Below are 20,360 nucleotides of genomic sequence, written 5' to 3'. Positions count from 1 at the left end.
CCCGGCAGAACCTCGTATGCCCCATATAAGGGAGTGCGGCCCGCCGGGAAGTACGAGGGTACGGCCCGGCAGGGACAAGAGGTGCGCGGCTGCGGGCCGCCGGGCCTATCGGGCCCCGGCCGTGGACTGCCCGCAGCCGCACGACCGCCGCACCACCAGCGCCGACGGGAACTGCTTCAACCGCTCCCGGCGCGACCCCTGCACCCGCAACGAGTCGTCGAGCACCAGGTCCACGGCCGCCCGTGCCATCGCCGGGCGGTCCGAGAAGACCGTCGTCAGCGGCGGATCGGTCAGACCGGCTTCCTTCACGTCGTCGAAGCCCGCCACCGCGAGATCCCCGGGTACATCGATCCGCAGCTCGCGCGCTGCCCGCAGCACACCGATGGCCTGGTCGTCCGTCGAGCAGAAGATCGCCGGGGGCCTGTCCGGACCCGCGAGCAGCTTCAGCGCCACCTGATAGGCGTCGTAACGGTTGTAGGGGGCCTGGAAGAGCCGGCCCTCCGTCGAGCGCCCCGACTCGTGCATCGCACGGCGCCAGCCCTCGACATGGTCGGCGACCGGGTCGCCGACCGCCGGGGTCGACTCCATGCCGCCGAGGCACGCCACGTACTCGTTGCCGTGTTCCAGCAGGTGCCGGGTGGCGAGCTGGGCACCGCCGATGTCGTCCGTGACGACCGCGACGTCATCGATCGCCTCGGGCCGTTCGTGCAGCAGCACGACCCGCGCGTCCCATGCTTCGATCTCGGCCGCCGCTCGCTCGCTCGGGCCCTGGCTGACCAGGATCAGCCCGGAGACCCGCATGCCGAGAAAGGCCCGCAGATAGTGGACCTCGCGCTCGTCGCGGTAGTCGGAGTTGCCGACGAGCACCATTTTCCCGCGCTCGGCGGCGGCCTGTTCGACCGCGTGCGCCATCTCCGCGAAGAACGGCTGCCGGGCGTCCGGCACGATCATCCCTATGAGGTCGGTCCGCCGCGAGGCCATGGCCTGGGCAACCCGGTCGGGCCGGTAGCCCAGCTCCTTGATCGCGGCGAGTACCCGCTCGCGCGTGGCCGGGGCGACCGGCCTGGGTCCGTTGTTGATGACATAGCTGACGACCGCGGTCGACGTACCCGCCAGTCTCGCCACATCGTCCCGCGTCACCTTGGCCACGCGCGGCAGTCTACGCGGATGGACCTACCGGTTGGCAGGTCGGACCGGGGCTTCTTCGACGACCTCGGCCACGCTCGAATGCTCCGGACGGATGACGGGTTCGGCGGCTGCCTTCGCCGCGGCCTGCGCCTTGGCCTCCTCGGCGGCACGCTCCACCTTCTCCGGTGCGACGAAGCGGTAGCCGACGTTGCGGACCGTACCGATCAGCGACTCGTGTTCGGGGCCGAGCTTGGCGCGCAGTCGCCGCACATGGACGTCGACCGTCCGAGTACCGCCGAAGTAGTCGTAGCCCCAGACCTCCTGGAGCAGCTGGGCGCGGGTGAAGACCCGGCCCGGGTGCTGTGCCAGATATTTGAGCAGTTCGAATTCCTTGAAGGTCAGGTCCAGGACCCGGCCCTTGAGCTTCGCGCTGTACGTCGCCTCGTCGACCGACAGATCGCCGTTGCGGATCTCCATCGGGGAATCGTCGGCGCTGATCTGCTGCCGACCGGTGGCCAGCCGCAGCCGGGCCTCGACCTCGGCCGGTCCCGCCGTGTCCAGCAGTACGTCGTCGATGCCCCAGTCGGCGGTGACGGCCGCGAGGCCGCCCTCCGTCACGACGAGGATCAGCGGACAGCCCGGTCCGGTGGACCGCAGCAGCTGGCACAGCGACCGCACCTGCGGCAGATCGCGGCGGCCGTCGATCAGGATGACGTCGGCACCGGGGGTGTCGACGAGAGCGGGGCCTTCGGCCGGCGCCACCCGCACGCTGTGCAGCAGGAGACCGAGGGCCGGAAGCACCTCCGTCGACGGTTGAAGGGCATTCGTCAGAAGCAGCAGTGAACTCATCGCCGCCCACCTGCCTGGGTCGTCGGTCGATGATCGTGCACGGTTCGCTCGCCCATTACGTCGGTCCTCCTCGTTCCCTGCGAGAGGGGCACTCCCGGGCCAGGGCCCGGGGGAGTATGCGGCACTTCTTCGTACGTTTCGTGCTGGCTTTCGCACTGCGGTTTCTACGGGTGCGGTCCCGCGCCCCGGGACCGCTGAGCTTGTGGAAACGTCGCCGTAACAACGCCTGGAAAGCACAAAAGGACCCGGGGGCTGCTTTGCCCGGATCCTCTTCCCAGCAGAATAGCCCACATGACTTCAGTGTCCGAGGGGCGATTTCCGAGTTCTTCTGTTCCCTTGATCACGCCGGGGCCACTGCGCACCACGTTGCGGACCGATGACGGGGTCCGTATCGAGGCGGTGTACGAGCCGTGTACGGCAGATGCCGGAGCTGCTGCGGAAACATCCTTCGACAGTACTGCGATCGTGGTCGCGCACGGTTTCACCGGATCGGTGGACCGGCCCGCGGTGCGACGTGCCGCGGGGGTGTTCGCCCGGCGCGCGGCCGTGATCACGTTCTCCTTCCGGGGGCACGGCGGGTCCGGCGGGCGGTCGACGGTGGGCGACCGCGAGGTGCTGGATCTGGCGGCTGCGGTGGAGTGGGCGCGGGCGCTCGGACACCGGCGGATCGTGACCGTCGGGTTCTCGATGGGCGGTTCCGTGGTGCTGCGGCACGGGGCGCTGTACACGGGACGATCAACGGCCGACGCGGAGGCCGGTGGCGTTACGGGGCGCGAGGGGCGCATCGAGGCGCACGCGGATGCGGTGGTGACCGTGAGCGCCCCTGCCCGCTGGTACTACCGGGGCACGGCTCCGATGCGCCGCCTGCACTGGGTGGTGACCCGGCCCGTCGGCCGGCTGGTCGGCCACTACGGGTTCCGCACCCGGATCGACCGGAACGACTGGAATCCGGTGCCGCTCCCGCCGGTCGAGGCGGCCGGGCTGATCGCCCCGGCCCCGCTGCTGATCGTGCACGGCGACCAGGACCCGTACTTTCCGCTGGACCACCCCCGGATGCTGGCGGACGCGGCGGGCGACGGCGCCGAGCTGTGGCTGGAGCGCGGCATGGGCCATGCCGAGAACGCCGCCGACGAGAGCTTGCTCACCCGCATCGGCGACTGGGCGGTGGCGCGGTGATTCATGATGGACAGCTGATGCGAGACGAGAGGAACGCCGCCATGCCTGCGGGAACGATCCGCTACTGGGCCGCCGCCAAGGCCGCCGCCGGGACCGCGGAGGAGCCGTACACAGCCGCGACCCTCGCCGAGGCGCTCGACGCGGTGCGTGAGCGGCACCCCGGTGAGCTCACCCGAGTGCTGCAAAGGTGCTCGTTCCTCATCGACGGTGCCCCCGTGGGGACCCGCAGTCATGAGACCGTACGCCTTGCCGAGGGCGGCACGGTCGAGGTGCTCCCGCCGTTCGCAGGAGGGTGAACCGCAGAACATGAGCAGCAACGATCAGCAGCATCCGTACGGACAGGACCCGGGCTACGGGTACGACCCGCTGAACGGCCAGGAGCCGCAGCCTGCGCAGCCGTACGGACAGCAGCCCTCGCCCCCGTACGGGGAGCAGGCGTACGGCGACCGGTCCTCCGGCGCGCAGTCGTACGGAAACCAGCCGTACGCGGATCAGTCCTACGGCGGCCAGTCCTACGGTCAGCAGTCCTACGGTCAGCAGCCCTACGGCGGCGATTCCTACAGTCAGCAGTCGTACGGTCAGCAGGCTCCGTACGGAGCCCCGCAACAGGTGCACGGCCCGTACGACCCGAACCAGGCACCCCGGGCGAACCCCGGAACCGCGTGGCCGACCGGGCACATGCAGGAGCCCGCCGTGCCCGCCGGACACGGCCCGCAGGATCCCGGTGTCACCCAGACCTGGGAGGGCCAGACCTGGGACACCCAGTACCAGCCGACCATCCGGCCTGCCCAGCCCGCCCAGCCCGTTCCGGCCACCGCCGAGACCGGTCATCTGCCGCCTCATCCGCAGCCGCGGGGCGCCTCCGGCTCCTATCCACTGCCTCCCGAGGCCCCGGTCGCGCCCGTCGCCGCCGAGCCGGTCCGGGCGGCCGCACCCGCCGACGCGGCTGTGGCCGCCACCGCGTCCGCGCGCGACGCCGCCGGTTACAGCGCGCCCACCACCCTGGGCAACAGCCGCATCACCGATGCCCAGCGCGCCCGCGCCGAGGGCCGTTCGCCGATCATCGCGCCGGGTATGCAGCCCGCCGGGATCACCGCGGGGCTGGGGCTGCTGCTCGCCCTCGGCGCCGCGATCGGGTCGTACGCCCTGGTCGTACCCCTGGTGCTGCTCCAGGCCGTGACCGCGGCCGGCTGGTTCCGGCTCAACGGCATGTGGCCGGCCCGGCAGGGCATCGCGCTCGCGTTCGCCGGTGGCCTCGTCGCCGACATCGCACTGCTCGCCGCGGGCCGCGAGAACGGACCGGCCGCCATCCTCGGCACCCTCGGCATCTGGGTGCTGCTCACCGTGGTCCTCCAGCTGCGCAGCCACGCGAGCGCCGACGAGCGGATGCAGGGGCTGATGGCCACCGTCGCGTCGGCCGCCCTCTCCGTCCTGGCCGCAGGACATCTCGCGGCGGTCCCGGACGCGGTGACGGTGGGCGGGGTGGCCGTCGCGGTCGCCGTGCTCGTCCGTGCGCTGCCGCTGCCCGGACCTGCCTCGGTCGTGGTGGCGCTGCTCGCTGCCGCCGGCGCCGGTGCGGCGGCGGGGGCGTTCACCGACTTCGGTACGAAGGGTGCGCTGCTCGGCCTCGCGGCCGGCGGTTGCGCACTGATCGGGTTGCGGGTGGCGAGCTACGACTACCCCTCGCGGTTCGTCCACATGACGGCCGGTGTGGCACTGCCGCTCACCGCCGCGGCCCCCGCCGTCTATCTGATCGGCCGCGCGATCTCGTAGCGCGGAACGGTATCGCCCTCGGGAACCGAAGGGGGGCGCGCGCTCGTCGATCACCCCGGGCGCGCTGTGCATCCGTACGTGGACGCATCGGCGCCAGGGGTCCGGCCGGATGCAGGGTGGGGGAAGAGCGGGCATGCGTGCACTGCGAATACTGCTGGTCATAGCGGTGGTTCTGGGCGGGATCTTCGTCGCCGTCGACCGGGTGGCGGTGTACTTCGTCGAGTCGGAGGTCGAGGGGCGGGTCCAGGTCACCGGCGCCACGATCGGCTCGACGGACGTCTCCATCAAGGGATTCCCGTTCCTGACGCAGGTGGCCGGAGACCAGCTCGACGAGGTCGATGTCGAGATCACCGGCATCGAGACCGACGCCAACGGCCGCAGGATCCGGATCAGCCGGATGAACGCCGCGCTGCACGAGGTGAAGCTCGCCGACGGCTACTCCAGCGCCACCGCCGCCCGTGCCACCGGCACCGCCGTCATCTCGTACGAGGACCTGACCAAGACCGCCAGCGACGGCGTCGTCGTCGAGTACGGCGGCAACGGCAAGGTGAAGGTGACCGGCACGGTCGACATCGTCGGCAACCCGCTCTCGCGCAGTGTGCTCTCCACCGTCACCCTGGTCGACGGCCACACGCTCAAGGTGCACGCGGACAAGGTGCCGGGCGAGGGCATCCCGGGGCTGGAGGGTCTGGTGCGCAAGAAGACCGACTTCGAGCGGGAGGTCGGCGGTCTGCCCAGCGGTCTGAAGCTGCAGAAGATCCAGCCGACCGCCGACGGCCTGGAGATCTCGGTGACGGGCACGGACGTACGGCTCGCCGGATAGGACCGACCGGCACATGGGGCAGGGGCTTCAATGACCCTGCACGCCACATATTGAGACGGCCGCGTCCGATCCGCAGATGACCGACGGGCGCCGACAGCGAGGGACCGACGCGGGGGAAGCCGAAACGCCATGCGCGTCTCGCATCACGGACGATCGAGTCTCACGATACGACACGGCGGTGACATGCCCGCCCGCACCTCCCTACGATCGGTCCCATGCAGTGCTCTATTGGCGGTCTCCCACAGCGGGGACGGGCGGATCTCACGAAGCGGCGGGCAGTGGACCTGTGCCGCGTCGCCGCCATGCTCTGTCGCACTGTCTGAGCGGGAGCCTTCGGCACCTCGCATTCCCCGGCCCTTCGACCGATGTCAGGGCCCATCCCGATCGCCTGTGCACGTGTGCCGCACCCTGTGCCGCCGTACATCTGCGTATCAAAACGCACCGTCTCGCATCATCTCGCCGCAAACTGCCCCGGAGGAGAACAGAATGAGCCGCAGTGACGTCCTGGTAGACGCCGACTGGGTCGAGGCCCACCTCGACGACCCGAAGATCGCTCTCGTCGAGGTCGACGAGGACACCTCGGCGTACGAGAAGAACCACATCAAGAACGCGATCCGGATCGACTGGACCAAGGACCTCCAGGACCCGGTCCGCCGTGACTTCATCGACCAGGCCGGCTTCGAGAAGCTGCTGTCCGAGAAGGGCATCGGCAACAACACCACTGTCGTCCTCTACGGAGGCAACAACAACTGGTTCGCCTCCTACGCGTTCTGGTACTTCAAGCTCTACGGCCACCAGGACGTCCGCCTGCTCGACGGCGGCCGCAAGAAGTGGGAGCTCGACTCCCGCGACCTGGTCGACGGCGACCAGATCCCGTCGCGCCCGGCCACCGAGTACAAGGCCCAGCCGCAGGACGAGTCGATCCGCGCCTACCGCGACGACGTCGTGAAGGCGATCGGCAGCCTGAACCTGGTCGACGTGCGTTCGCCCGACGAGTTCAGCGGCAAGCTGCTCGCCCCGGCGCACCTCCCGCAGGAGCAGTCCCAGCGCCCCGGCCACGTGCCGGGCGCCCGCAACATCCCGTGGTCGAAGAACGCCAACGACGACGGCACCTTCAAGTCGGACGACGAGCTCAAGGCCCTCTACGAGGACGAGCAGGTCGACCTGGCGAAGGACACCATCGCGTACTGCCGTATCGGAGAGCGCTCCGCGCTCACCTGGTTCGTGCTGCACGAGCTGCTCGGCCAGGAGAACGTCAAGAACTACGACGGTTCGTGGACCGAATACGGCTCCCTCGTGGGTGTGCCGATCGAGCTCGGCGCCAACAAGTAACTCCGCACGACCCGGACCAGCACGACCCCCGACCCAGAAGGACAGAACACCATGTGTGGAGCAAAGGCCGGCGGCCCCGACGCTTCGACCATCAAGCCCGGTGAGACCACCATCCAGGGCAGCGTGACCCGCGACGGCGAGCCCGTCACCGGTTACGTGCGCCTGCTGGACTCGACCGGCGAGTTCACCGCGGAGGTCCCGACCTCGGCGACCGGACAGTTCCGCTTCTACGCGGCCGAGGGCACGTGGACGCTGCGCGCCCTCGTCCCGGGCGGCAGCGCCGACCGCACGGTCGTGGCGCAGACCGGTGGCCTCTCCGAGGTCGCGATCGCCGTCTAGTTCCGAACGCGGCCTCGTGCCGCTTCGCGGGCTTCGAGCCGCCGCGCCGGACCGTGTCCGCCGGACCGGCCCGGAGCTCCCGCGACGCCTTACCGGCCGAAGGGCCGTACCCCAGGGGTTGGACGCCTTCTGAAGCGGGGTACGGCCCTTCGCGCCGTTCGCGTGGGCGGGGGCGGGGCCTACGCTTGAGTTATGTACGCCCGACGCCGTCGCGGCTATTTCCTCATGATGGGCGGCTGCATCGTCCTCTTCGTGTCGGCCTGGTCCTTTGTCAGGCTGTGGTCGATGCCCGCCGCGATAGCAATGTGCGTCGTCGCCATGGTGATCCCGCCCGTCGCGGCCATGGTCGCCAACCGCCGGGGGCCGGAGGACCGCTGGTGGGACGATCCGTCGGGCGACCCGCAGTCCGACGAGTGGTGGGACGAGCTCGACGGCAAGAAGCGGCGGTAGCGGGTACGGCGCGGGTGCGTCAGTAGACGAGGGCCTGGACGTCGGCGGCCATGATCTCGCTGACGAAGACCTGGGCGCCCGCGATCCGTACGCCCTCCAGGACGTCCTGCTCGGTGATGTCGCGACGGGCCGCGCACTGCGTGCACAGGGTGATCTGCCCGCCCGCCTGGATCGACTCGATCAGATCCGGCAGCGGCGCGGCATGCGGCAGTTCGAACTCCGCGGCGCGCCCCGGCAGAGCAAACCAGGAGGATTCACCGGTCAGCCAGAGCGAGACCTCCACGCCGCTGGCGACGGCGACCGCGGCCACCGTGAACGCCTGCGAGCAGCGCTCGGCTGAGTCGGCACCGGCAGTCACCTTGATCACGAGCTTCTTCGGCATATGCCGAACTGTAATCGTCGGGTGGGCAACCTCATCTCCTCGGTGGCAGTCAGGTGTGTGCGCAGATAACGGAATCAGCGCCTCTGGTCTCGTGGGGGGACCCCAATTGGAACCGAATGACACTATTTCTGATGGGCCGGCCGGGCCGCTCGCCGCGAAGGAGATACCGGCCGGTGCCGTAGAGCCATCGCCGGTGGGAGAGACGACGGAGCCGGTGCCCGAGGCCGGACCCGGACCCGGACCCGAGCCCCAGCCCGTGTCCGAGTCGGTGCCCGTGGCTGAGCCCGGGGCCGCACCGGTCGCCGCGCCCGTCGCGAAGCGACCGCGCGGGCGTACGGCGCTGCTGATCGCCGCTGCCGCGGTGCTCGGCATCGCAGGCGGCACCGCCGTGGGCTACGACGTGCAGGCCGGACGCGCCCCGACCCCGCTGCCCGCCCTGTCGCAGCCCGATCTGGCGTACCCGGCGAAGGCACTGCCCCCGGGCAAGGCCCCCGACCCGCTGCCCGCGTCCCAGGACCGTCGGGTCAGGACGGACGGCGACCTGCGCAAGCTGCTCGCCGACAGGCCCTCGGGCTGGAGCGACGACGACAGGTCGGTGCCGGGCTTCGGTGACGGCTGGCTGGGCGTGGACATCTACGCCCGCTCCTACAAGGAGGAGGGCCCCATGTACGAGTACTTCCTGGAGAACGACATACGCCGGATCGCGGGCGCCACCTGGAAGCGCGGGCAGTACCGCACCGCCGAGACATATCTCGTGCAGTTCGGCTCGGGAACCGTCCAGGGGGCCCAGGACTTCGCCGAGGGCCAGCTTTCGTACATGTCCGGAACCGAGATCGGCGCGGGCAACGACGGCGATGCGATCAAGGGCAGCGGCAACGGCCGCTACTACCTCTACGAGGTCGACCGGAAGCCGGGCTATCTGCCGTCCTACCACGCCAGGGCCACCGTGTACCGCGGCGACATCGCGGCCGACATCCACATCTACGACACCGTACCGATCAGCAAGAAGGACATCCGGACGCTGGCCGAGCGACAGCTGGAGCGCCTGTGAACGACGTGACCACGCAGGTGACCACACCCGACGAGAACGCCGACGCTGCCGGGACCGCCGCCTCCGGCCGGGCACGCCGGGTGATCCTCACGGCGCTTCCCGTCGTGCTGGTGATCGCCGCGGTCGGAGGCGCGGCCGCGTACGCCAAGAGCACGGTGGACGACGCCGACCGCAGCGCCAGGACCGCCCTCTGGGAGGAGCCCGCGCACAAGCCGGGCAAGGACCCGGCCGGTGACGTGGCCCGGGGCCGGGCCTCCACCGAGCTCAGCAAGCTGCTGCTGCCGGTCCCGACCGGCTACCGGCTCGGCCCCGACAACGGGGAGCTGGGCAGCGACGGCGAGCAGAGCGGCAAGAAGGCGACCGCCGCCATGAAGGAGAGCGCCCACGGTCTCGCGGGCAAGGAGCGCCGGGCCTACGAGAAGCAGATCGACAAGCTCCGTATCGAGGGCATCGCCGCCCGTTCCTATACCGGGGACGGCAACAGCCTGGCGATCAGCACCGAGATCATGCGGATGAAGGACAAGAAGGCCGTCCGGAGCCTCTACACCTTCAGGACGGGCCTCCTGGAGTCCATCGGCATCTTCCGCCAGGAGCCGAAGATCAAGGGGCACACGAGGAACGCCAAGTGCTACGTCCTGCGCAAGGGCAGCAAGGACTCCATCGAGTCGATGAACTGCCTGGCGTACGACGGCGAGCTGAGCATCAGCGTCTCGGCGTCCGGCACCAAGCCGTTCGACCGGACGGCCGTCGCCGAACTCCTGAAGGACCAGCTCAACCACATCGCGTCTCCGGGGGAGTACGTATGACCGACCAGACGACGGAAACGCCCGCCGCGCCCGCCGGGACCGCGCCCGCCGAGGCCATCCCCGTACCGCAGGCGCCCGAGCCTCCGTCGGCCCCGCCGCCGGCTCCCGAGCCGCCCCGGCGTGTCCTGCGGGCCGTCGCCCGGTGGACGGCGGCCGTTCTGGTGTGCGGCGGTCTCGGTGCCGGTGCGGCCGCCGGAATCACCTCGATGGAGCGCACCGACGTGCCCGGTCTGGCGACCGAGAGCGATGGCCGCTGGGACTATCCCGAGCTCGGCCTGCCCGCGCTCCCGGCCGGTTCGCCCCGCCCGTACAGCGACGGCAATGTCGCCGAGATCCACCACGCCGACCTGCGCAGTCTGCTGCTGCCCGCCCCGGCCGGAGCAACCGTGGACAAGAAGCTCGACGGCGGCTGGGTGAGCACGGAGCAGTACCTCTCCGAGTATGTGCAGGGCAAGCGCTCCGACATCACGCAGACACTGAAGGACTCGGCTCCGCGGCACGTCGCCGCCCGCGGCTGGACCATGCCGGACGGCACGGCGACCCGGATCTATCTCGTCCAGTTCAACTCGACGGCCTTCGCCCAGTACGTCATGGACTCGATCGCCGGCACCGGATCCGGCGTGCCGCTCGTCGGGGCGCCCGAGACGGTTCTCGACGAAGGCTGGAGCGGCGGCGGCAAGGTGGAGGGCACCGCGTCGTACGCGTACGACGAGGCGAAGCCGTACGGCGAGGCGCAGGTCCGCCAGGGTTACCTGGTCGCCGGCGACACGCTCGCGCTCGTCGTCCAGTCCCGCGAGGGCAAGGAGGGTACGGAGAGCGTTCCGTTCCACCAGACGCTGATCCTGCAGAACCAGCTGCTGGGCTGACCTGCCGCTCGGCGATCCCCGGGCAAGCCCCGAACCGACGGGCCGGGCCCCAACCCATTAGGCTGGGGCCCGGCCCCTATTGCTGCCATACCGCTCGTTCCAAGGAGCTCCCGTGCTTGAGGCATTCTTCTCCGCCCTGCTGGTCCTGGTCTGCGTCGGCGTTCTCGCCTTCGCCGCCGTGACCGTGAAGAAGCTGTACCAGGGTCAGCGCTGACCCCGGCTGCCCCCGCCTCCGTGCGCGCGGGTAACCCCCCGTCACGCATGTGACACTCATGCCCGATGCGTCACGTCCGCAGTCACCCGCCCCCACCTCACAGATCGTCTGAGCCGCTCATGATCGAGATCCCGTCCGACCTCCACCCGGACCTCGTCCCGCTGGCCTTCCTCCTCGGCAACTGGGCGGGCGCAGGTGTCTCCGACTTCCCCGGCGCCGAACAGTGCAACTTCGGCCAGGAAGTCTCCTTCAGTCACGACGGCCGGGACTTCCTGGAGTACGTCTCGCACACCTGGGTGCTCGACTCCGAGGGCAAGAAGGTCAGGCCGCTGGAGTCCGAGTCCGGCTACTGGCGTATCGACAAGGACCGCAAGGTCGAGGTCGTCATGGTCCGCGACCAGGGCGTCATCGAGATCTGGTACGGCGAGCTGGCCGACAAGAAGCCGCAGATCGACCTGGTCACCGACGCGGTGGCCCGGACCGCGGCCTCCGGCCCGTACAGCGGTGGCAAGCGTCTCTACGGCTATGTGAAGAGCGACCTGATGTGGGTCGGCGAGAAGGCCACCCCCGAGGTGGAGCTGCGCCCGTACATGTCGGCGCATCTGAAGAAGACCGTCACCCCGGAAGAGGTCGAGGCGATGGCGAAGAGCCTCGGCGACCTGCCGGACGACGGCATCGCCTTCTTCAAGTAGTCCGGCCGTTCACGGGTTTCCCCTGGCGCAAAGCTGCGGACAGGTGCTCACCCGGTCCTACACTGGGCCTGTGGTGAGCACCGACTGGAAGACCGATCTCCGGCAGCGCGGCTATCGTCTGACGCCGCAGCGGCAGCTTGTCCTGGAAGCCGTCGACACGCTGGAACACGCGACGCCCGACGACATCCTCTCCGAGGTGCGCAGGACCGCGTCCGGCGTGAACATCTCCACCGTCTACCGGACGCTCGAGCTCCTGGAGGAGCTGGAGCTGGTCAGCCACGCCCATCTGGGTCACGGGGCACCGACGTACCATCTGGCCGACCGCCACCACCACATCCATCTGGTCTGCCGCGACTGTACGAATGTCATCGAGGCCGATGTCGATGTCGTCGCCGAGTTCACCGCGAAGCTGCAGGGCACCTTCGGTTTCGAGACGGACATGAAGCACTTCGCGATCTTCGGCCGCTGCGCCGACTGCACGGCGAAGGCGGCGTCCGAGGCTGCGGCCCGGACGGCCGACGCGGCCGGCCCGAAGCCCTAGAGGGTGCTGAAGATCTCGGCCGGGCTCGCGACGCCCGGCACGCACATCTGCGGCGTTGCCGTAACACCCTGATAGCTCCTTCCCCAAGCTCTCGACTTCGTTCGAGCAGGGGAGACCCCGTTCGAGGACGCTCCGGCGCCTTGCGGCTGCACGCACCGAACGCCGCTCCCTGATCCGGCCGAGATCTTCATCGCCCTCCTGGACCGACCGGCAGCCGGTGGGCGGCCTCAAGACGCGTCGTACGCTGGTCGCATGAAGAGCCCCTTGCTGTCCCTGCCCGGCGCCGTCCCCGCCGAAGGCCGCGACGAAGGCGTCGCCGCGCACTACGGTGACCTGTTCCGCGAGCAGCGTGCCCTCGCCGACGGCTCCGGCCTCGTCGACCTCTCGCACCGCGCCGTCGTCACCGTCACCGGCAGCGACCGGCTGGCCTGGCTGCATCTCCTGCTCACCCAGCATGTCAGCGAACTCGCCCCGGGAGAGGCCACCGAGGCCCTGATCCTCACCGCGAACGGGCACATCGAGCACGCCCTCTATCTCGTCGACGACGGCGAGACCGTGTGGATGCATGCCGAACCGGGCACGCAGGGCGACCTCGTCGCCTACCTGGAATCCATGAAGTTCTTCTACCGGGTCGAAGTCGCCGACCGCACCGAGGACTTCGCCGTGGTGTACCTGCCGGCCGGCTCCATCGCGGAGGTCCCGGACGGCGTGACGGTGCGGGAGACGGCGTACGGCCGGGATCTGTTCCTGCCCCGCGCCGACCTGGAGGAGTACGCGGCCGGGCACGGCCCCGTGGCCGGCATCCTGGCGTACGAGGCGCTGCGCGTCGAGGCGCACCGTCCGCGCCTCGGCTTCGAGACCGACCACCGCACCATCCCGCACGAGCTGGGCTGGATCGGCACCGCCGTCCACCTCCAGAAGGGCTGCTACCGCGGTCAGGAGACCGTGGCCCGGGTGCAGAACCTGGGCAAGCCGCCGCGGCGGCTGGTCTTCCTGCACCTCGACGGCAGCGAGGTCGTCCTGCCCGGGCACGGCACACCGGTACGGCTCGCCGCGGACGGCGCCGAGGGCCGTCAGCTGGGCTTCATCACCACGTCGGCCCGCCACCACGAGCTGGGACCGATCGCACTGGCCCTGGTCAAGCGGAACGTCGCGGTGGACGCGGAGCTGCTCGCGGGGGACACGGCCGCAGCCCAGGAGACGGTCGTGGAGCCGTAGCAGTACGTAGATTCTCTACGCGCGGCCGTCTGCACCGACTGGTCGGCCTGGCTCGGACCCGACACGGACCCGACCCGGCTCAGACCTCGACGATGACGGTGAACGGGCCATGGTTCGTGAGCGAGACCCGCATGTCCGCCCCGAACCGGCCCGTCTCCACCTGCGCCCCGAGTGCCCGCAGCTGTGCCACCACCTCGTCGACCAGCGGTTCGGCGATCTCCCCGGGCGCCGCGGCGTTCCAGGTGGGCCTGCGCCCCTTCCGGGCGTCCCCGTAGAGAGTGAACTGCGAAATCACCAGAAGCGGTGCATTCACGTCGGAGCAGGACTTCTCGCCCTCCAGAATGCGGACCGACCAGAGCTTGCGGGCGAGCTGCGCCGCCTTCTCCGCGGTGTCCCCGTGGGTGACTCCCACCAGCACACACAGTCCCTCGCCGACGATTTCGCCGACCACCTCGGGCCCGCCCGACGCGCCCGCGCCGTCGGACACCGTGACGCTCGCACCGTCCACCCTCTGTACCACTGCACGCATACAGACCAACCTATCTTGGGCTGAACGGGTACAGAGCATCCACACAGGCCTCACGGGAATGGCACCATGCTCGGAAGGCGGTGCGCCGACGCACCGGTCGAGGGGATGGACAACAGCATGAGTACCTATGGAACCGGGCAGTCCCCCGGTGCCGTGCCGGGCACGCGCGCCGGCACCAGTACCAGTACCAGCACCATGCGCCCACCCGTGCAGCGAACCGGTCACGGTCTCGTGGACGGCCCGTGCGCGGGACCGCAGCCGGAGCTGGACGGCCTGCGGCTGCCGGAGCTGCGCACCCTGCGCCGCGAGTCGCAGCGCGACGAGGCCGACCTCAGTTATGTGCGGCGGCTGGTCCAGGGGCGGATCGACATCCTGCGGGCCGAGCTGGCCCGAAGGATGGATCCGGAGACACCCGTGGTGGACCGGCTCTCGGAGATCCTCGCCGACACCCCGTCCCGGCATCGCTCCTCCGCCAGGCACGTCACGCTCACCACACCGCGCAGCGACGAGTACCGCCGGCTGGCGGCCGAGACGCTCGCCGAGGTCGAACTCTCCGACCTCGACGCCCGTACGGACGAAGAGCTGCACGCCGCGATGGGGCGCCTGGTCCGCTACGAACAGCAGGTCTCCCGACGCCGTCACCAGCTGCAACGGACTGCTGACGATTGCAGTGCGGAGATCGCCCGCAGGTACCGTGATGGTGAAGCACAAGTAGACGACCTGCTCGCCTGAAGCGACCCTTCCTGGGGTGGGTCCGCCCGTCCCCGGAAGGCCACCATGACCTCCAGCGCCGCCCTCGCTGCTCCCTCCGTCATATCCCCCGCCCACCCCGTCCTGGCCGAGGTCGTACGGTCCGGCTTCGTGGAGGGCCGGCACCGGGGCTCGCTGGTCGTACTCGCCGCCGACGGCAGCGTGGAGCGGGTGCTGGGCGACCCGGCGGCGCCGGTCTTCCCGCGCTCCTCCAACAAGCCGATGCAGGCCGCCGCGGTGCTGCGGGGCGGGCTCGATCTGTCCGGGGAGCGGCTGGCACTGGCCGCCGCGAGCCACTCGGGCGAGGACTTCCATCTCGAACTCGTGCGCACGATGCTCGCCGAGCACGGACTGACGCCCGGCGATCTGCAGACCCCGCCCGACCTGCCGCTGGATCCGGCGGAGGCGGAGGCGTATCTCGCCGCGGGCCACGTCCGGGACCGGATCACCATGAACTGCTCCGGCAAGCACGCGGCGATGCTCGCGGTGTGCGCGCTGAACGGCTGGGACCGGGCCTCGTACCTCGACCCGTCGCACCCGCTCCAGCAGCTGGTCCGCCAGGTGGTCGAGGAGGCTGCGGGAGAGCCGGTCGCGGCGGTCGGTACGGACGGGTGCGGGGCTCCGCTGATGGCGATCAGCCTGGTGGGTCTGGCGCGGGCCTTCCGTTCGTTCGTGCTGGCCGAGCCGGGGTCGGCGGAGCGCCGGGTCGGGGACGCCATGCGGGCCCACCCCGAGTACGTGGCCGGTACGCGCCGCCCCGACACCTGGCTGATGCGGGAAGTGCCGGGCACGCTCTCCAAGATGGGCGCGGAGGCGGTGCAGGCGGTGGCGCTGGCGGACGGCCGGGCACTGGCCTTCAAGATCGACGACGGTGCGACGCGGGCACTCGGCCCGGTGCTGGCCCAGTCGCTGCGCCTGCTCGGCATCGACGCCCCGGTGGTCTCCCGGATCGGACGTACGCCTCTGCTGGGCGGCGACGGCGAGGTCGGCGAGATCCGGGCGGCGTTCTGACCGGATTCCCCATCGGCGGAAAAACCGGGCGACATCCGGTGAGCCGTTATCTAGCGTGGGGTGCATGCGCCTTGACGTCCGTGCGATCACCGAATCCGAGTTCCCCGGCTGGCGGCAGGCCCTGAATACGGGCTTTCTGCGCCCGCCGGTGGTGACGGCCGAGGAGGTCGCCGACCGCCTCGCGCACACCGACCTGGCCCGTACACAGGGCGCGTTCGACGGCGGGCGGTGCGTGGCCACGTTCCGTTCGTTCGCGCAGGAGCTCACAGTCGTCGGCGGCGCCACGGTGCGGGCCGACGCGGTCTCCAACGTCACGGTGTCTCCCACGCACCGCCGTCGCGGGCTGCTCAGCCGGATGATGGCCACGGACCTGGCGGCGGCGAAGGAGCGCGGCGACGTGGTCGCCACGCTGATCGCCGCCGAGTATCCGATCTACGGGCGGTACGGCTTCGGCCCGGCGGCGTGGACCACCGAGTGGGAGATCGACGTACCGCGGACGGGTCTCGACCCGCGCTGGTCGGGCCCCTCCGCGCAGGACGGCGGCCGGATCGACCTGGCGAGCGGCGCGGACGTACGCAAACTGGGCCCGGCCCTCCATGACCGGCTGCGCGCCCGGCAGCACGGCGCGGTCAGTCGCGACACCCGCTGGTGGGAGCTGAACACCGGCGAGAACCTGTCCGGCCCGGGAACGTGGACGGAGCCCTTCTACGCCGTCTACAGCAACGCGGAGGGCGAGCCCGACGGCCTGATCGTCTACCGCGCCGACGACAACTGGAGCGACGCCAAGCAGCCGCTGAACCGGGCCACGGTGCTCGGCCAGATCGCCGTCACCCCGGCCGCGGAGCGCGCGCTGTGGCACTTCGTCTGCTCGATCGACTGGATCACCACGGTCCGCACCGGCCACCGCGCCCCCGACGACCTGCTGCCACTCCTGCTTCCGGACCCGCGCGCGGCCCGCATCGTGACCCAGGCGGACTGGTTGTGGATACGCGTCCTGGACGTCGTACGCGCCCTGGAGGCCCGCACCTACGCGGTACCCGGCGCACTGACCCTGGACATCCACGACGCCTCAGGCCTGACCGCCGGCCGCTACCACCTCGATGCCTCCCCGTCCGGCGCCACCTGCACCCCCACCACGGCTGCCGCCGATCTCGCCCTGGACGTGAGGGAGTTGGGGACGCTCTACCTGGGCGACGAGTCCCCGGCCCGACTGGCGGCCCTGGGTCGCGTCGAGGAACTCACGCCAGGTGCGGTGGTGCGGGCGGAGGGGATGTTCCGGGCGGCGCGGCGGGCTTGGTGCCCGGATGTGTTCTGAGGCCTGCCGTCAAGCGGTCGTCCGGATTCAACCACCTGTGCAGCGAACGAAGTTGTAGCGTTTCTGCGTGCCTCCTGAGCACACCGGCCGAACCTGCGACGGCTTCCTCTGGTCGCGTGGCGCGTCCGACAGGCTTTGTCGGCGGCCCAACGGCCCCTGGGGCTTGAGGCCGTGCCCACCCCGAGGCAAGTGATGTCCTCCCATGTGCAGTGGTTCAGGACGCACTCGCCCGCAGTCACCGCGTCCTCACCCTGAAGAGCACTCCGGACACGCCCACCGCGACGGCCAGCATTCCCGCCGCCCAGACGAGCGCGATCCAGGCGGTGTTGCCCACGGGCTGGTTCAGGAGGAGTCCGCGGAGGGACTCGATGGCCGGGGTGATCGGCTGGTGGTCGGCGAAGCCGTGGAGCCAGGTGGGCATCGAGTCGACCGGAACGAACGCGCTGCTCGGATAGGGCAGGAACGACATGAGGAAGGTGAATCCGCCGGCTGCCTCCGGGCTCTTGGCGAGCAGTCCGATCGCTGCCGACAGCCAGGACAGGGCGACGACGTAGGCGAACAGTACGGCGATGGCGACGAGCCAGCCTGCGGCGGTGGCCGCTGGGCGGAAGCCGATCAGCAGGGCGACGCCGAGGACCAGGCCGGTGGAGACGAGGTTGCGGACGGTGCTCGCCGCGACGTGGCCGGCGAGGAACGGCGCACCGCCGATGTCCAGGGAGCGGAAACGGTCGATGATGCCGCCCTTCATGTCCTCGCTGACGGATACCGCGGTGCCGGCGGAGCCGAAGCCGACGCACAGGACCAGTACGCCGGGGACCACGTACATGACGTACGAGTCGTACTGCGCGCCCGTGTCGATCGCGCCGCCGAAGAAGTAGACGAAGATCAGCATCAGCATGATCGGCAGCATCAGCGAGGTGATGACCGCGTCTGTGTTCCGTCTGCTGATGCGCAGGGAGCGCCCGGCCATGGTGGCGGCGCGCGAGAGAGGGGCAAGGGCTTCAGGCATGGGCCGATGCCTCCGGGCTCGTGGTGAGGGCCATGAATACGTCGTCGAGTGTGGTGCTGTGAACGGTGAAGCGCTCCACTGTCGTCCGGTCCGGGTCGATCTCGTCCAGCAGTGCGCGGATGTGCGCCGCCGTGCCGTCCGTCGGCAGGGAGAGCGTGAGGGTCTCGGGGGAGTGGTGGACGGCGCGACGGGCGAGCCGGAGATAGGACGCACGGTCGGTGAGGACGAGGTCCAGTCGGTGTCCCGCGACACGTGACTTCAGCGCGTCCGCCGTTCCTTCGGCGACGATCCGTCCCCGGTCGAGCACGGCGATGCGGTCGGCCAGCCGGTCCGCCTCCTCCAGGTACTGGGTGGTGAGCAGGACCGTGGCGCCCTGGCCGGCGAGGTCGCGGACCACCTGCCAGAGCTGCTGCCGGCTCCGTGGGTCGAGGCCGGTTGTCGGCTCGTCGAGGAAGAACACCTCCGGTTGCGGACTGCCGACGAGCCCGGCCGCCAGGTCGAGCCTGCGCCGCATGCCTCCGGAGTACGTACGGGTGGGGCGCCGGGCCGCGGCGGTGAGGTCGAAGCGTTCGAGGAGTTCAGCGGCGCGGTGGTGGGCGGAGGTGCGGGAGTGGCCGGTCAGCCGGGCCATCATGCGCAGGTTCTCCTCGCCGGTCTGTGTCTCGTCGACCGCCGCGGACTGTCCGGTCAGGCTGATCGTGCGACGCACCCGGCTCCGGTCGGCGACGACGTCGTACCCGGCGATGCGTGCGGTGCCTTTGTCGGCGGTGGTGAGTGTGGCCAGGACGCGTACGGCGGTGGTCTTGCCCGCGCCGTTGGGGCCGAGCAAGGAGAAGACGGTGCAGCGGTCGACCCGGAGGTCGACACCGTCCAGCACCGGGGGCGAGGACTTTCCGTACGACTTGGTGAGGCCGTGAGCCTCGATCATGGCTGCCATGGGCGCGCCCATCCCTTCAGCGTATGACGTACGCGATAGTGCGTAAGGGTTACGCATAACTAGGATGGTCGTCAAGGGAAGGTGGGGTTCCAGGTGACTGAAGAGAAGGGCCCGTCGCGCGGTACGGGCCTGCCGGCCAGCATCGAGGCCGCCTGGGGGCTGCGCGAGCGTCCGGTCAAGGGGCCGAAGCCCGGGCTGAGCCTGACCCGCATCGTGGACGCCGCGGTGGCGGTGGCGGCGTCCGAGGGGCTGGGGGCGGTGTCGATGGGGCGGGTCGCCAAGGAACTGGGCGCGTCGACGATGTCGCTGTACCGGTATGTGTCCGCCAAGGGTGAGCTCTATGTCCTGATGCAGGAGGCGGCGATGGGCCCGCCGCCCCCGCTGCCCGCACTCGAGAACGGCGCCGGCTGGCGGGAGGCGCTCGCGCAGTGGGCGTGGGCGCAGCGTCGGGTGTTCCACTGCAATCTGTGGATGCTCCGCATCCCGATCTCGGGCCCGCCCGCCAGCCCGAATTTCGTCGCCTGGTGGGAGCAGGGCCTCCGGGCTCTCGAAGGCGCCGGCCTGAGCGCGGGCGAGGAGGTCTCCGTCATCCTCCTGGTCAGCGGGTTCGTACGGAACGAGGCGCTGCTGATGGGTGATCTCGCCGCCGCAGTGGAGGCGCGCGGTGTTCCGGCTCAGGAAGTGATGGCCGAGTACGCCCGCACCCTGGACCGGCTCGTCGACCCCGTGCGGCATCCGTCGCTCTCCCGGCTGCTGAAGTCCGAGGTGATGGGGGCGCCGGACGAGCCCGACCACGAATTCAGGTTCGGGCTCGAACGCGTGCTGGACGGGGTCGAGGCCCTGGTGGAGGGGCGGGCGCGCGACTGAGGGGGCGAGGCCGGGCCTTCGCCGCCGGATGCCGGGCTTCCGCGCTGAGGACGACGCTTCCGCACCCGATGCCGGTTCTGCGCGCCCCCGGCGTCAGGCCTCCGCGCTGAGCAGCACCTTGCCGACCGGGCTGCGTGCCTCGATCGCCGTATGTGCCTGTGCGGCGTATGTGGCTGTGCGGCCTGCGCGTGTCCGTCAGCTGGACTTCCGCGATGCACGACAGCGAGAGGGGGTGCCGTGCCGCCTCCTGCGGGCCGACGGGGTCGAGCCGTCGGCCGGGGCCCCGTGGGCGAAGAACCGGC

General features: G+C 70.5%; 24 protein-coding genes. 18 read left to right on the top strand and 6 right to left on the bottom strand.

The genetic code is table 11. The annotated features are described in order from the left end of the window. Nucleotides 1-105: 105 nt before the first annotated feature. Both GA0115254_RS37470 and GA0115254_RS37465 read right to left on the bottom strand, forming a co-directional pair. The gene (locus tag GA0115254_RS37470; RefSeq protein WP_093899711.1) at nt 106-1,149 is read right to left on the bottom strand and encodes a LacI family DNA-binding transcriptional regulator; all 1,044 of its coding nucleotides are present in this window, start codon (nt 1,147-1,149) and stop codon (nt 106-108) included. Between the two features lie 24 nt (nt 1,150-1,173). Continuing rightward, complete coding sequence (locus GA0115254_RS37465) at nt 1,174-1,977, bottom strand: response regulator transcription factor (protein WP_093899710.1); 804 nt, start codon at nt 1,975-1,977, stop codon at nt 1,174-1,176. Nucleotides 1,978-2,268: 291 nt separating this feature from the next. Between GA0115254_RS37465 and GA0115254_RS37460 the strand changes: the two genes are divergently transcribed. The 8 genes from GA0115254_RS37460 to GA0115254_RS37430 all read left to right on the top strand — a co-directional run bounded on the left by GA0115254_RS37460 (nt 2,269) and on the right by GA0115254_RS37430 (nt 7,870). Further along, nucleotides 2,269-3,153 (top strand): alpha/beta hydrolase, encoded by an 885-nt coding sequence (locus tag GA0115254_RS37460; protein ID WP_176740448.1) that lies wholly within the window; start codon nt 2,269-2,271, stop codon nt 3,151-3,153. Nucleotides 3,154-3,194: 41 nt separating this feature from the next. Beyond that, complete coding sequence (locus GA0115254_RS37455; protein ID WP_093899708.1) at nt 3,195-3,449, top strand: MoaD/ThiS family protein; 255 nt, start codon at nt 3,195-3,197, stop codon at nt 3,447-3,449. Nucleotides 3,450-3,459: 10 nt separating this feature from the next. Then, nucleotides 3,460-4,926, top strand: a complete 1,467-nt coding sequence (locus GA0115254_RS37450; protein ID WP_093899707.1) for a hypothetical protein — start codon at nt 3,460-3,462, stop codon at nt 4,924-4,926. Nucleotides 4,927-5,059: 133 nt separating this feature from the next. Continuing rightward, nucleotides 5,060-5,749, top strand: a complete 690-nt coding sequence (locus GA0115254_RS37445; protein WP_093899706.1) for an LmeA family phospholipid-binding protein — start codon at nt 5,060-5,062, stop codon at nt 5,747-5,749. Between the two features lie 215 nt (nt 5,750-5,964). Then, a complete protein-coding gene (locus GA0115254_RS48045; protein WP_350983699.1) occupies nt 5,965-6,072 on the top strand; it encodes a putative leader peptide in 108 nt (35 codons plus the stop codon). A gap of 163 nt (nt 6,073-6,235) precedes the next feature. Beyond that, nucleotides 6,236-7,081, top strand: coding sequence for a sulfurtransferase (locus tag GA0115254_RS37440; RefSeq protein WP_093899705.1), 846 nt, complete (start codon nt 6,236-6,238; stop codon nt 7,079-7,081). Between the two features lie 51 nt (nt 7,082-7,132). Then, entirely contained in the window at nt 7,133-7,420 is a 288-nt protein-coding gene (locus tag GA0115254_RS37435) for a DUF1416 domain-containing protein (protein WP_018490348.1), read from the top strand. A 192-nt stretch (nt 7,421-7,612) separates the two neighbouring features. After that, nucleotides 7,613-7,870 (top strand): DUF3099 domain-containing protein, encoded by a 258-nt coding sequence (locus GA0115254_RS37430; protein WP_093899704.1) that lies wholly within the window; start codon nt 7,613-7,615, stop codon nt 7,868-7,870. 19 nt (nt 7,871-7,889) lie between these two features. Here GA0115254_RS37430 and GA0115254_RS37425 read toward each other — a convergent pair whose 3' ends face one another. After that, complete coding sequence (locus GA0115254_RS37425) at nt 7,890-8,252, bottom strand: DsrE family protein (protein WP_093899703.1); 363 nt, start codon at nt 8,250-8,252, stop codon at nt 7,890-7,892. A 274-nt stretch (nt 8,253-8,526) separates the two neighbouring features. Here GA0115254_RS37425 and GA0115254_RS37420 point away from each other — a divergent pair, with 274 nt between their 5' ends. From GA0115254_RS37420 to GA0115254_RS37390, 6 genes are all read left to right on the top strand, one after another. Further along, nucleotides 8,527-9,303 (top strand): hypothetical protein, encoded by a 777-nt coding sequence (locus GA0115254_RS37420; protein WP_093899756.1) that lies wholly within the window; start codon nt 8,527-8,529, stop codon nt 9,301-9,303. Beyond that, nucleotides 9,300-10,109 carry a hypothetical protein gene (locus GA0115254_RS37415; RefSeq protein WP_370741010.1) on the top strand — a complete coding sequence of 270 codons (810 nt, stop codon included), beginning with the start codon at nt 9,300-9,302 and terminating at the stop codon, nt 10,107-10,109. Before GA0115254_RS37420 ends, GA0115254_RS37415 begins: the two co-directional genes overlap by 4 nt. Beyond that, nucleotides 10,106-10,975, top strand: a complete 870-nt coding sequence (locus GA0115254_RS37410) for a hypothetical protein (protein ID WP_093899702.1) — start codon at nt 10,106-10,108, stop codon at nt 10,973-10,975. The genes GA0115254_RS37415 and GA0115254_RS37410 overlap by 4 nt, the downstream gene beginning before the upstream one ends. Nucleotides 10,976-11,308: 333 nt before the next feature. Continuing rightward, nucleotides 11,309-11,881, top strand: coding sequence for a heme-binding beta-barrel domain-containing protein (locus GA0115254_RS37400; RefSeq protein ID WP_093899701.1), 573 nt, complete (start codon nt 11,309-11,311; stop codon nt 11,879-11,881). 70 nt (nt 11,882-11,951) lie between these two features. After that, nucleotides 11,952-12,422 carry a Fur family transcriptional regulator gene (locus GA0115254_RS37395; RefSeq protein ID WP_093899700.1) on the top strand — a complete coding sequence of 157 codons (471 nt, stop codon included), beginning with the start codon at nt 11,952-11,954 and terminating at the stop codon, nt 12,420-12,422. Nucleotides 12,423-12,674: 252 nt separating this feature from the next. Continuing rightward, nucleotides 12,675-13,640 (top strand): CAF17-like 4Fe-4S cluster assembly/insertion protein YgfZ, encoded by a 966-nt coding sequence (locus GA0115254_RS37390; RefSeq protein ID WP_093899699.1) that lies wholly within the window; start codon nt 12,675-12,677, stop codon nt 13,638-13,640. A gap of 79 nt (nt 13,641-13,719) precedes the next feature. Here GA0115254_RS37390 and dtd read toward each other — a convergent pair whose 3' ends face one another. Then, a complete protein-coding gene (gene dtd / locus GA0115254_RS37385; RefSeq protein ID WP_093899698.1) occupies nt 13,720-14,169 on the bottom strand; it encodes a D-aminoacyl-tRNA deacylase in 450 nt (149 codons plus the stop codon). Nucleotides 14,170-14,286: 117 nt separating this feature from the next. Here dtd and GA0115254_RS37380 point away from each other — a divergent pair, with 117 nt between their 5' ends. The 3 genes from GA0115254_RS37380 to GA0115254_RS37370 all read left to right on the top strand — a co-directional run bounded on the left by GA0115254_RS37380 (nt 14,287) and on the right by GA0115254_RS37370 (nt 17,245). Beyond that, nucleotides 14,287-14,901, top strand: coding sequence for an RsiG family protein (locus GA0115254_RS37380; protein ID WP_176740447.1), 615 nt, complete (start codon nt 14,287-14,289; stop codon nt 14,899-14,901). Nucleotides 14,902-14,946: 45 nt separating this feature from the next. Beyond that, nucleotides 14,947-15,930 carry an asparaginase gene (locus GA0115254_RS37375; RefSeq protein ID WP_093899697.1) on the top strand — a complete coding sequence of 328 codons (984 nt, stop codon included), beginning with the start codon at nt 14,947-14,949 and terminating at the stop codon, nt 15,928-15,930. Between the two features lie 64 nt (nt 15,931-15,994). Then, on the top strand, nt 15,995-17,245 hold the full coding sequence (locus GA0115254_RS37370) for a GNAT family N-acetyltransferase (protein WP_093899696.1): 1,251 nt from the start codon (nt 15,995-15,997) through the stop codon (nt 17,243-17,245). A 235-nt stretch (nt 17,246-17,480) separates the two neighbouring features. Here the strand turns inward: GA0115254_RS37370 and GA0115254_RS37365 are convergent, their stop codons facing one another. Together GA0115254_RS37365 and GA0115254_RS37360 are read right to left on the bottom strand one after the other, a co-directional pair. Then, nucleotides 17,481-18,254, bottom strand: coding sequence for an ABC transporter permease (locus GA0115254_RS37365; RefSeq protein ID WP_093899695.1), 774 nt, complete (start codon nt 18,252-18,254; stop codon nt 17,481-17,483). Beyond that, the gene (locus GA0115254_RS37360) at nt 18,247-19,203 is read right to left on the bottom strand and encodes an ATP-binding cassette domain-containing protein (protein WP_176740446.1); all 957 of its coding nucleotides are present in this window, start codon (nt 19,201-19,203) and stop codon (nt 18,247-18,249) included. Before GA0115254_RS37360 ends, GA0115254_RS37365 begins: the two co-directional genes overlap by 8 nt. An 81-nt stretch (nt 19,204-19,284) precedes the next feature. On the opposite strand from GA0115254_RS37360, the gene GA0115254_RS37355 reads away from it, so the two are divergent. After that, nucleotides 19,285-20,058: a TetR/AcrR family transcriptional regulator gene (locus GA0115254_RS37355; protein ID WP_093899753.1), complete on the top strand. Its 774-nt coding sequence runs from the start codon at nt 19,285-19,287 to the stop codon at nt 20,056-20,058. The last annotated feature ends 302 nt before the right edge of the window (nt 20,059-20,360 follow it).

The sequence above is a fragment of the Streptomyces sp. Ncost-T10-10d genome, assembly GCF_900091955.1.
Taxonomy (GTDB): domain Bacteria; phylum Actinomycetota; class Actinomycetes; order Streptomycetales; family Streptomycetaceae; genus Streptomyces.
This window is presented reverse-complemented; position numbering and strand designations above follow the sequence as displayed.

Excerpts from the sequence above, each read along its gene's own strand:
- GA0115254_RS37465 (WP_093899710.1), bottom strand. The coding sequence starts at position 1,977 with ATGAGTTCACTGCTGCTTCTGACGAATGCCCTTCAACCGTCGACGGAG.
- GA0115254_RS37460 (WP_176740448.1), top strand. The coding sequence starts at position 2,269 with ATGACTTCAGTGTCCGAGGGGCGATTTCCGAGTTCTTCTGTTCCCTTG.
- GA0115254_RS37455 (WP_093899708.1), top strand. The coding sequence starts at position 3,195 with ATGCCTGCGGGAACGATCCGCTACTGGGCCGCCGCCAAGGCCGCCGCC.
- GA0115254_RS37450 (WP_093899707.1), top strand. The coding sequence starts at position 3,460 with ATGAGCAGCAACGATCAGCAGCATCCGTACGGACAGGACCCGGGCTAC.
- GA0115254_RS37445 (WP_093899706.1), top strand. The coding sequence starts at position 5,060 with ATGCGTGCACTGCGAATACTGCTGGTCATAGCGGTGGTTCTGGGCGGG.
- GA0115254_RS48045 (WP_350983699.1), top strand. The coding sequence starts at position 5,965 with ATGCAGTGCTCTATTGGCGGTCTCCCACAGCGGGGACGGGCGGATCTC.
- GA0115254_RS37440 (WP_093899705.1), top strand. The coding sequence starts at position 6,236 with ATGAGCCGCAGTGACGTCCTGGTAGACGCCGACTGGGTCGAGGCCCAC.
- GA0115254_RS37435 (WP_018490348.1), top strand. The coding sequence starts at position 7,133 with ATGTGTGGAGCAAAGGCCGGCGGCCCCGACGCTTCGACCATCAAGCCC.
- GA0115254_RS37430 (WP_093899704.1), top strand. The coding sequence starts at position 7,613 with ATGTACGCCCGACGCCGTCGCGGCTATTTCCTCATGATGGGCGGCTGC.
- GA0115254_RS37425 (WP_093899703.1), bottom strand. The coding sequence starts at position 8,252 with ATGCCGAAGAAGCTCGTGATCAAGGTGACTGCCGGTGCCGACTCAGCC.
- GA0115254_RS37410 (WP_093899702.1), top strand. The coding sequence starts at position 10,106 with ATGACCGACCAGACGACGGAAACGCCCGCCGCGCCCGCCGGGACCGCG.
- GA0115254_RS37400 (WP_093899701.1), top strand. The coding sequence starts at position 11,309 with ATGATCGAGATCCCGTCCGACCTCCACCCGGACCTCGTCCCGCTGGCC.
- GA0115254_RS37390 (WP_093899699.1), top strand. The coding sequence starts at position 12,675 with ATGAAGAGCCCCTTGCTGTCCCTGCCCGGCGCCGTCCCCGCCGAAGGC.
- dtd (WP_093899698.1), bottom strand. The coding sequence starts at position 14,169 with ATGCGTGCAGTGGTACAGAGGGTGGACGGTGCGAGCGTCACGGTGTCC.
- GA0115254_RS37380 (WP_176740447.1), top strand. The coding sequence starts at position 14,287 with ATGAGTACCTATGGAACCGGGCAGTCCCCCGGTGCCGTGCCGGGCACG.
- GA0115254_RS37375 (WP_093899697.1), top strand. The coding sequence starts at position 14,947 with ATGACCTCCAGCGCCGCCCTCGCTGCTCCCTCCGTCATATCCCCCGCC.
- GA0115254_RS37370 (WP_093899696.1), top strand. The coding sequence starts at position 15,995 with ATGCGCCTTGACGTCCGTGCGATCACCGAATCCGAGTTCCCCGGCTGG.
- GA0115254_RS37365 (WP_093899695.1), bottom strand. The coding sequence starts at position 18,254 with ATGCCTGAAGCCCTTGCCCCTCTCTCGCGCGCCGCCACCATGGCCGGG.
- GA0115254_RS37360 (WP_176740446.1), bottom strand. The coding sequence starts at position 19,203 with ATGGGCGCGCCCATGGCAGCCATGATCGAGGCTCACGGCCTCACCAAG.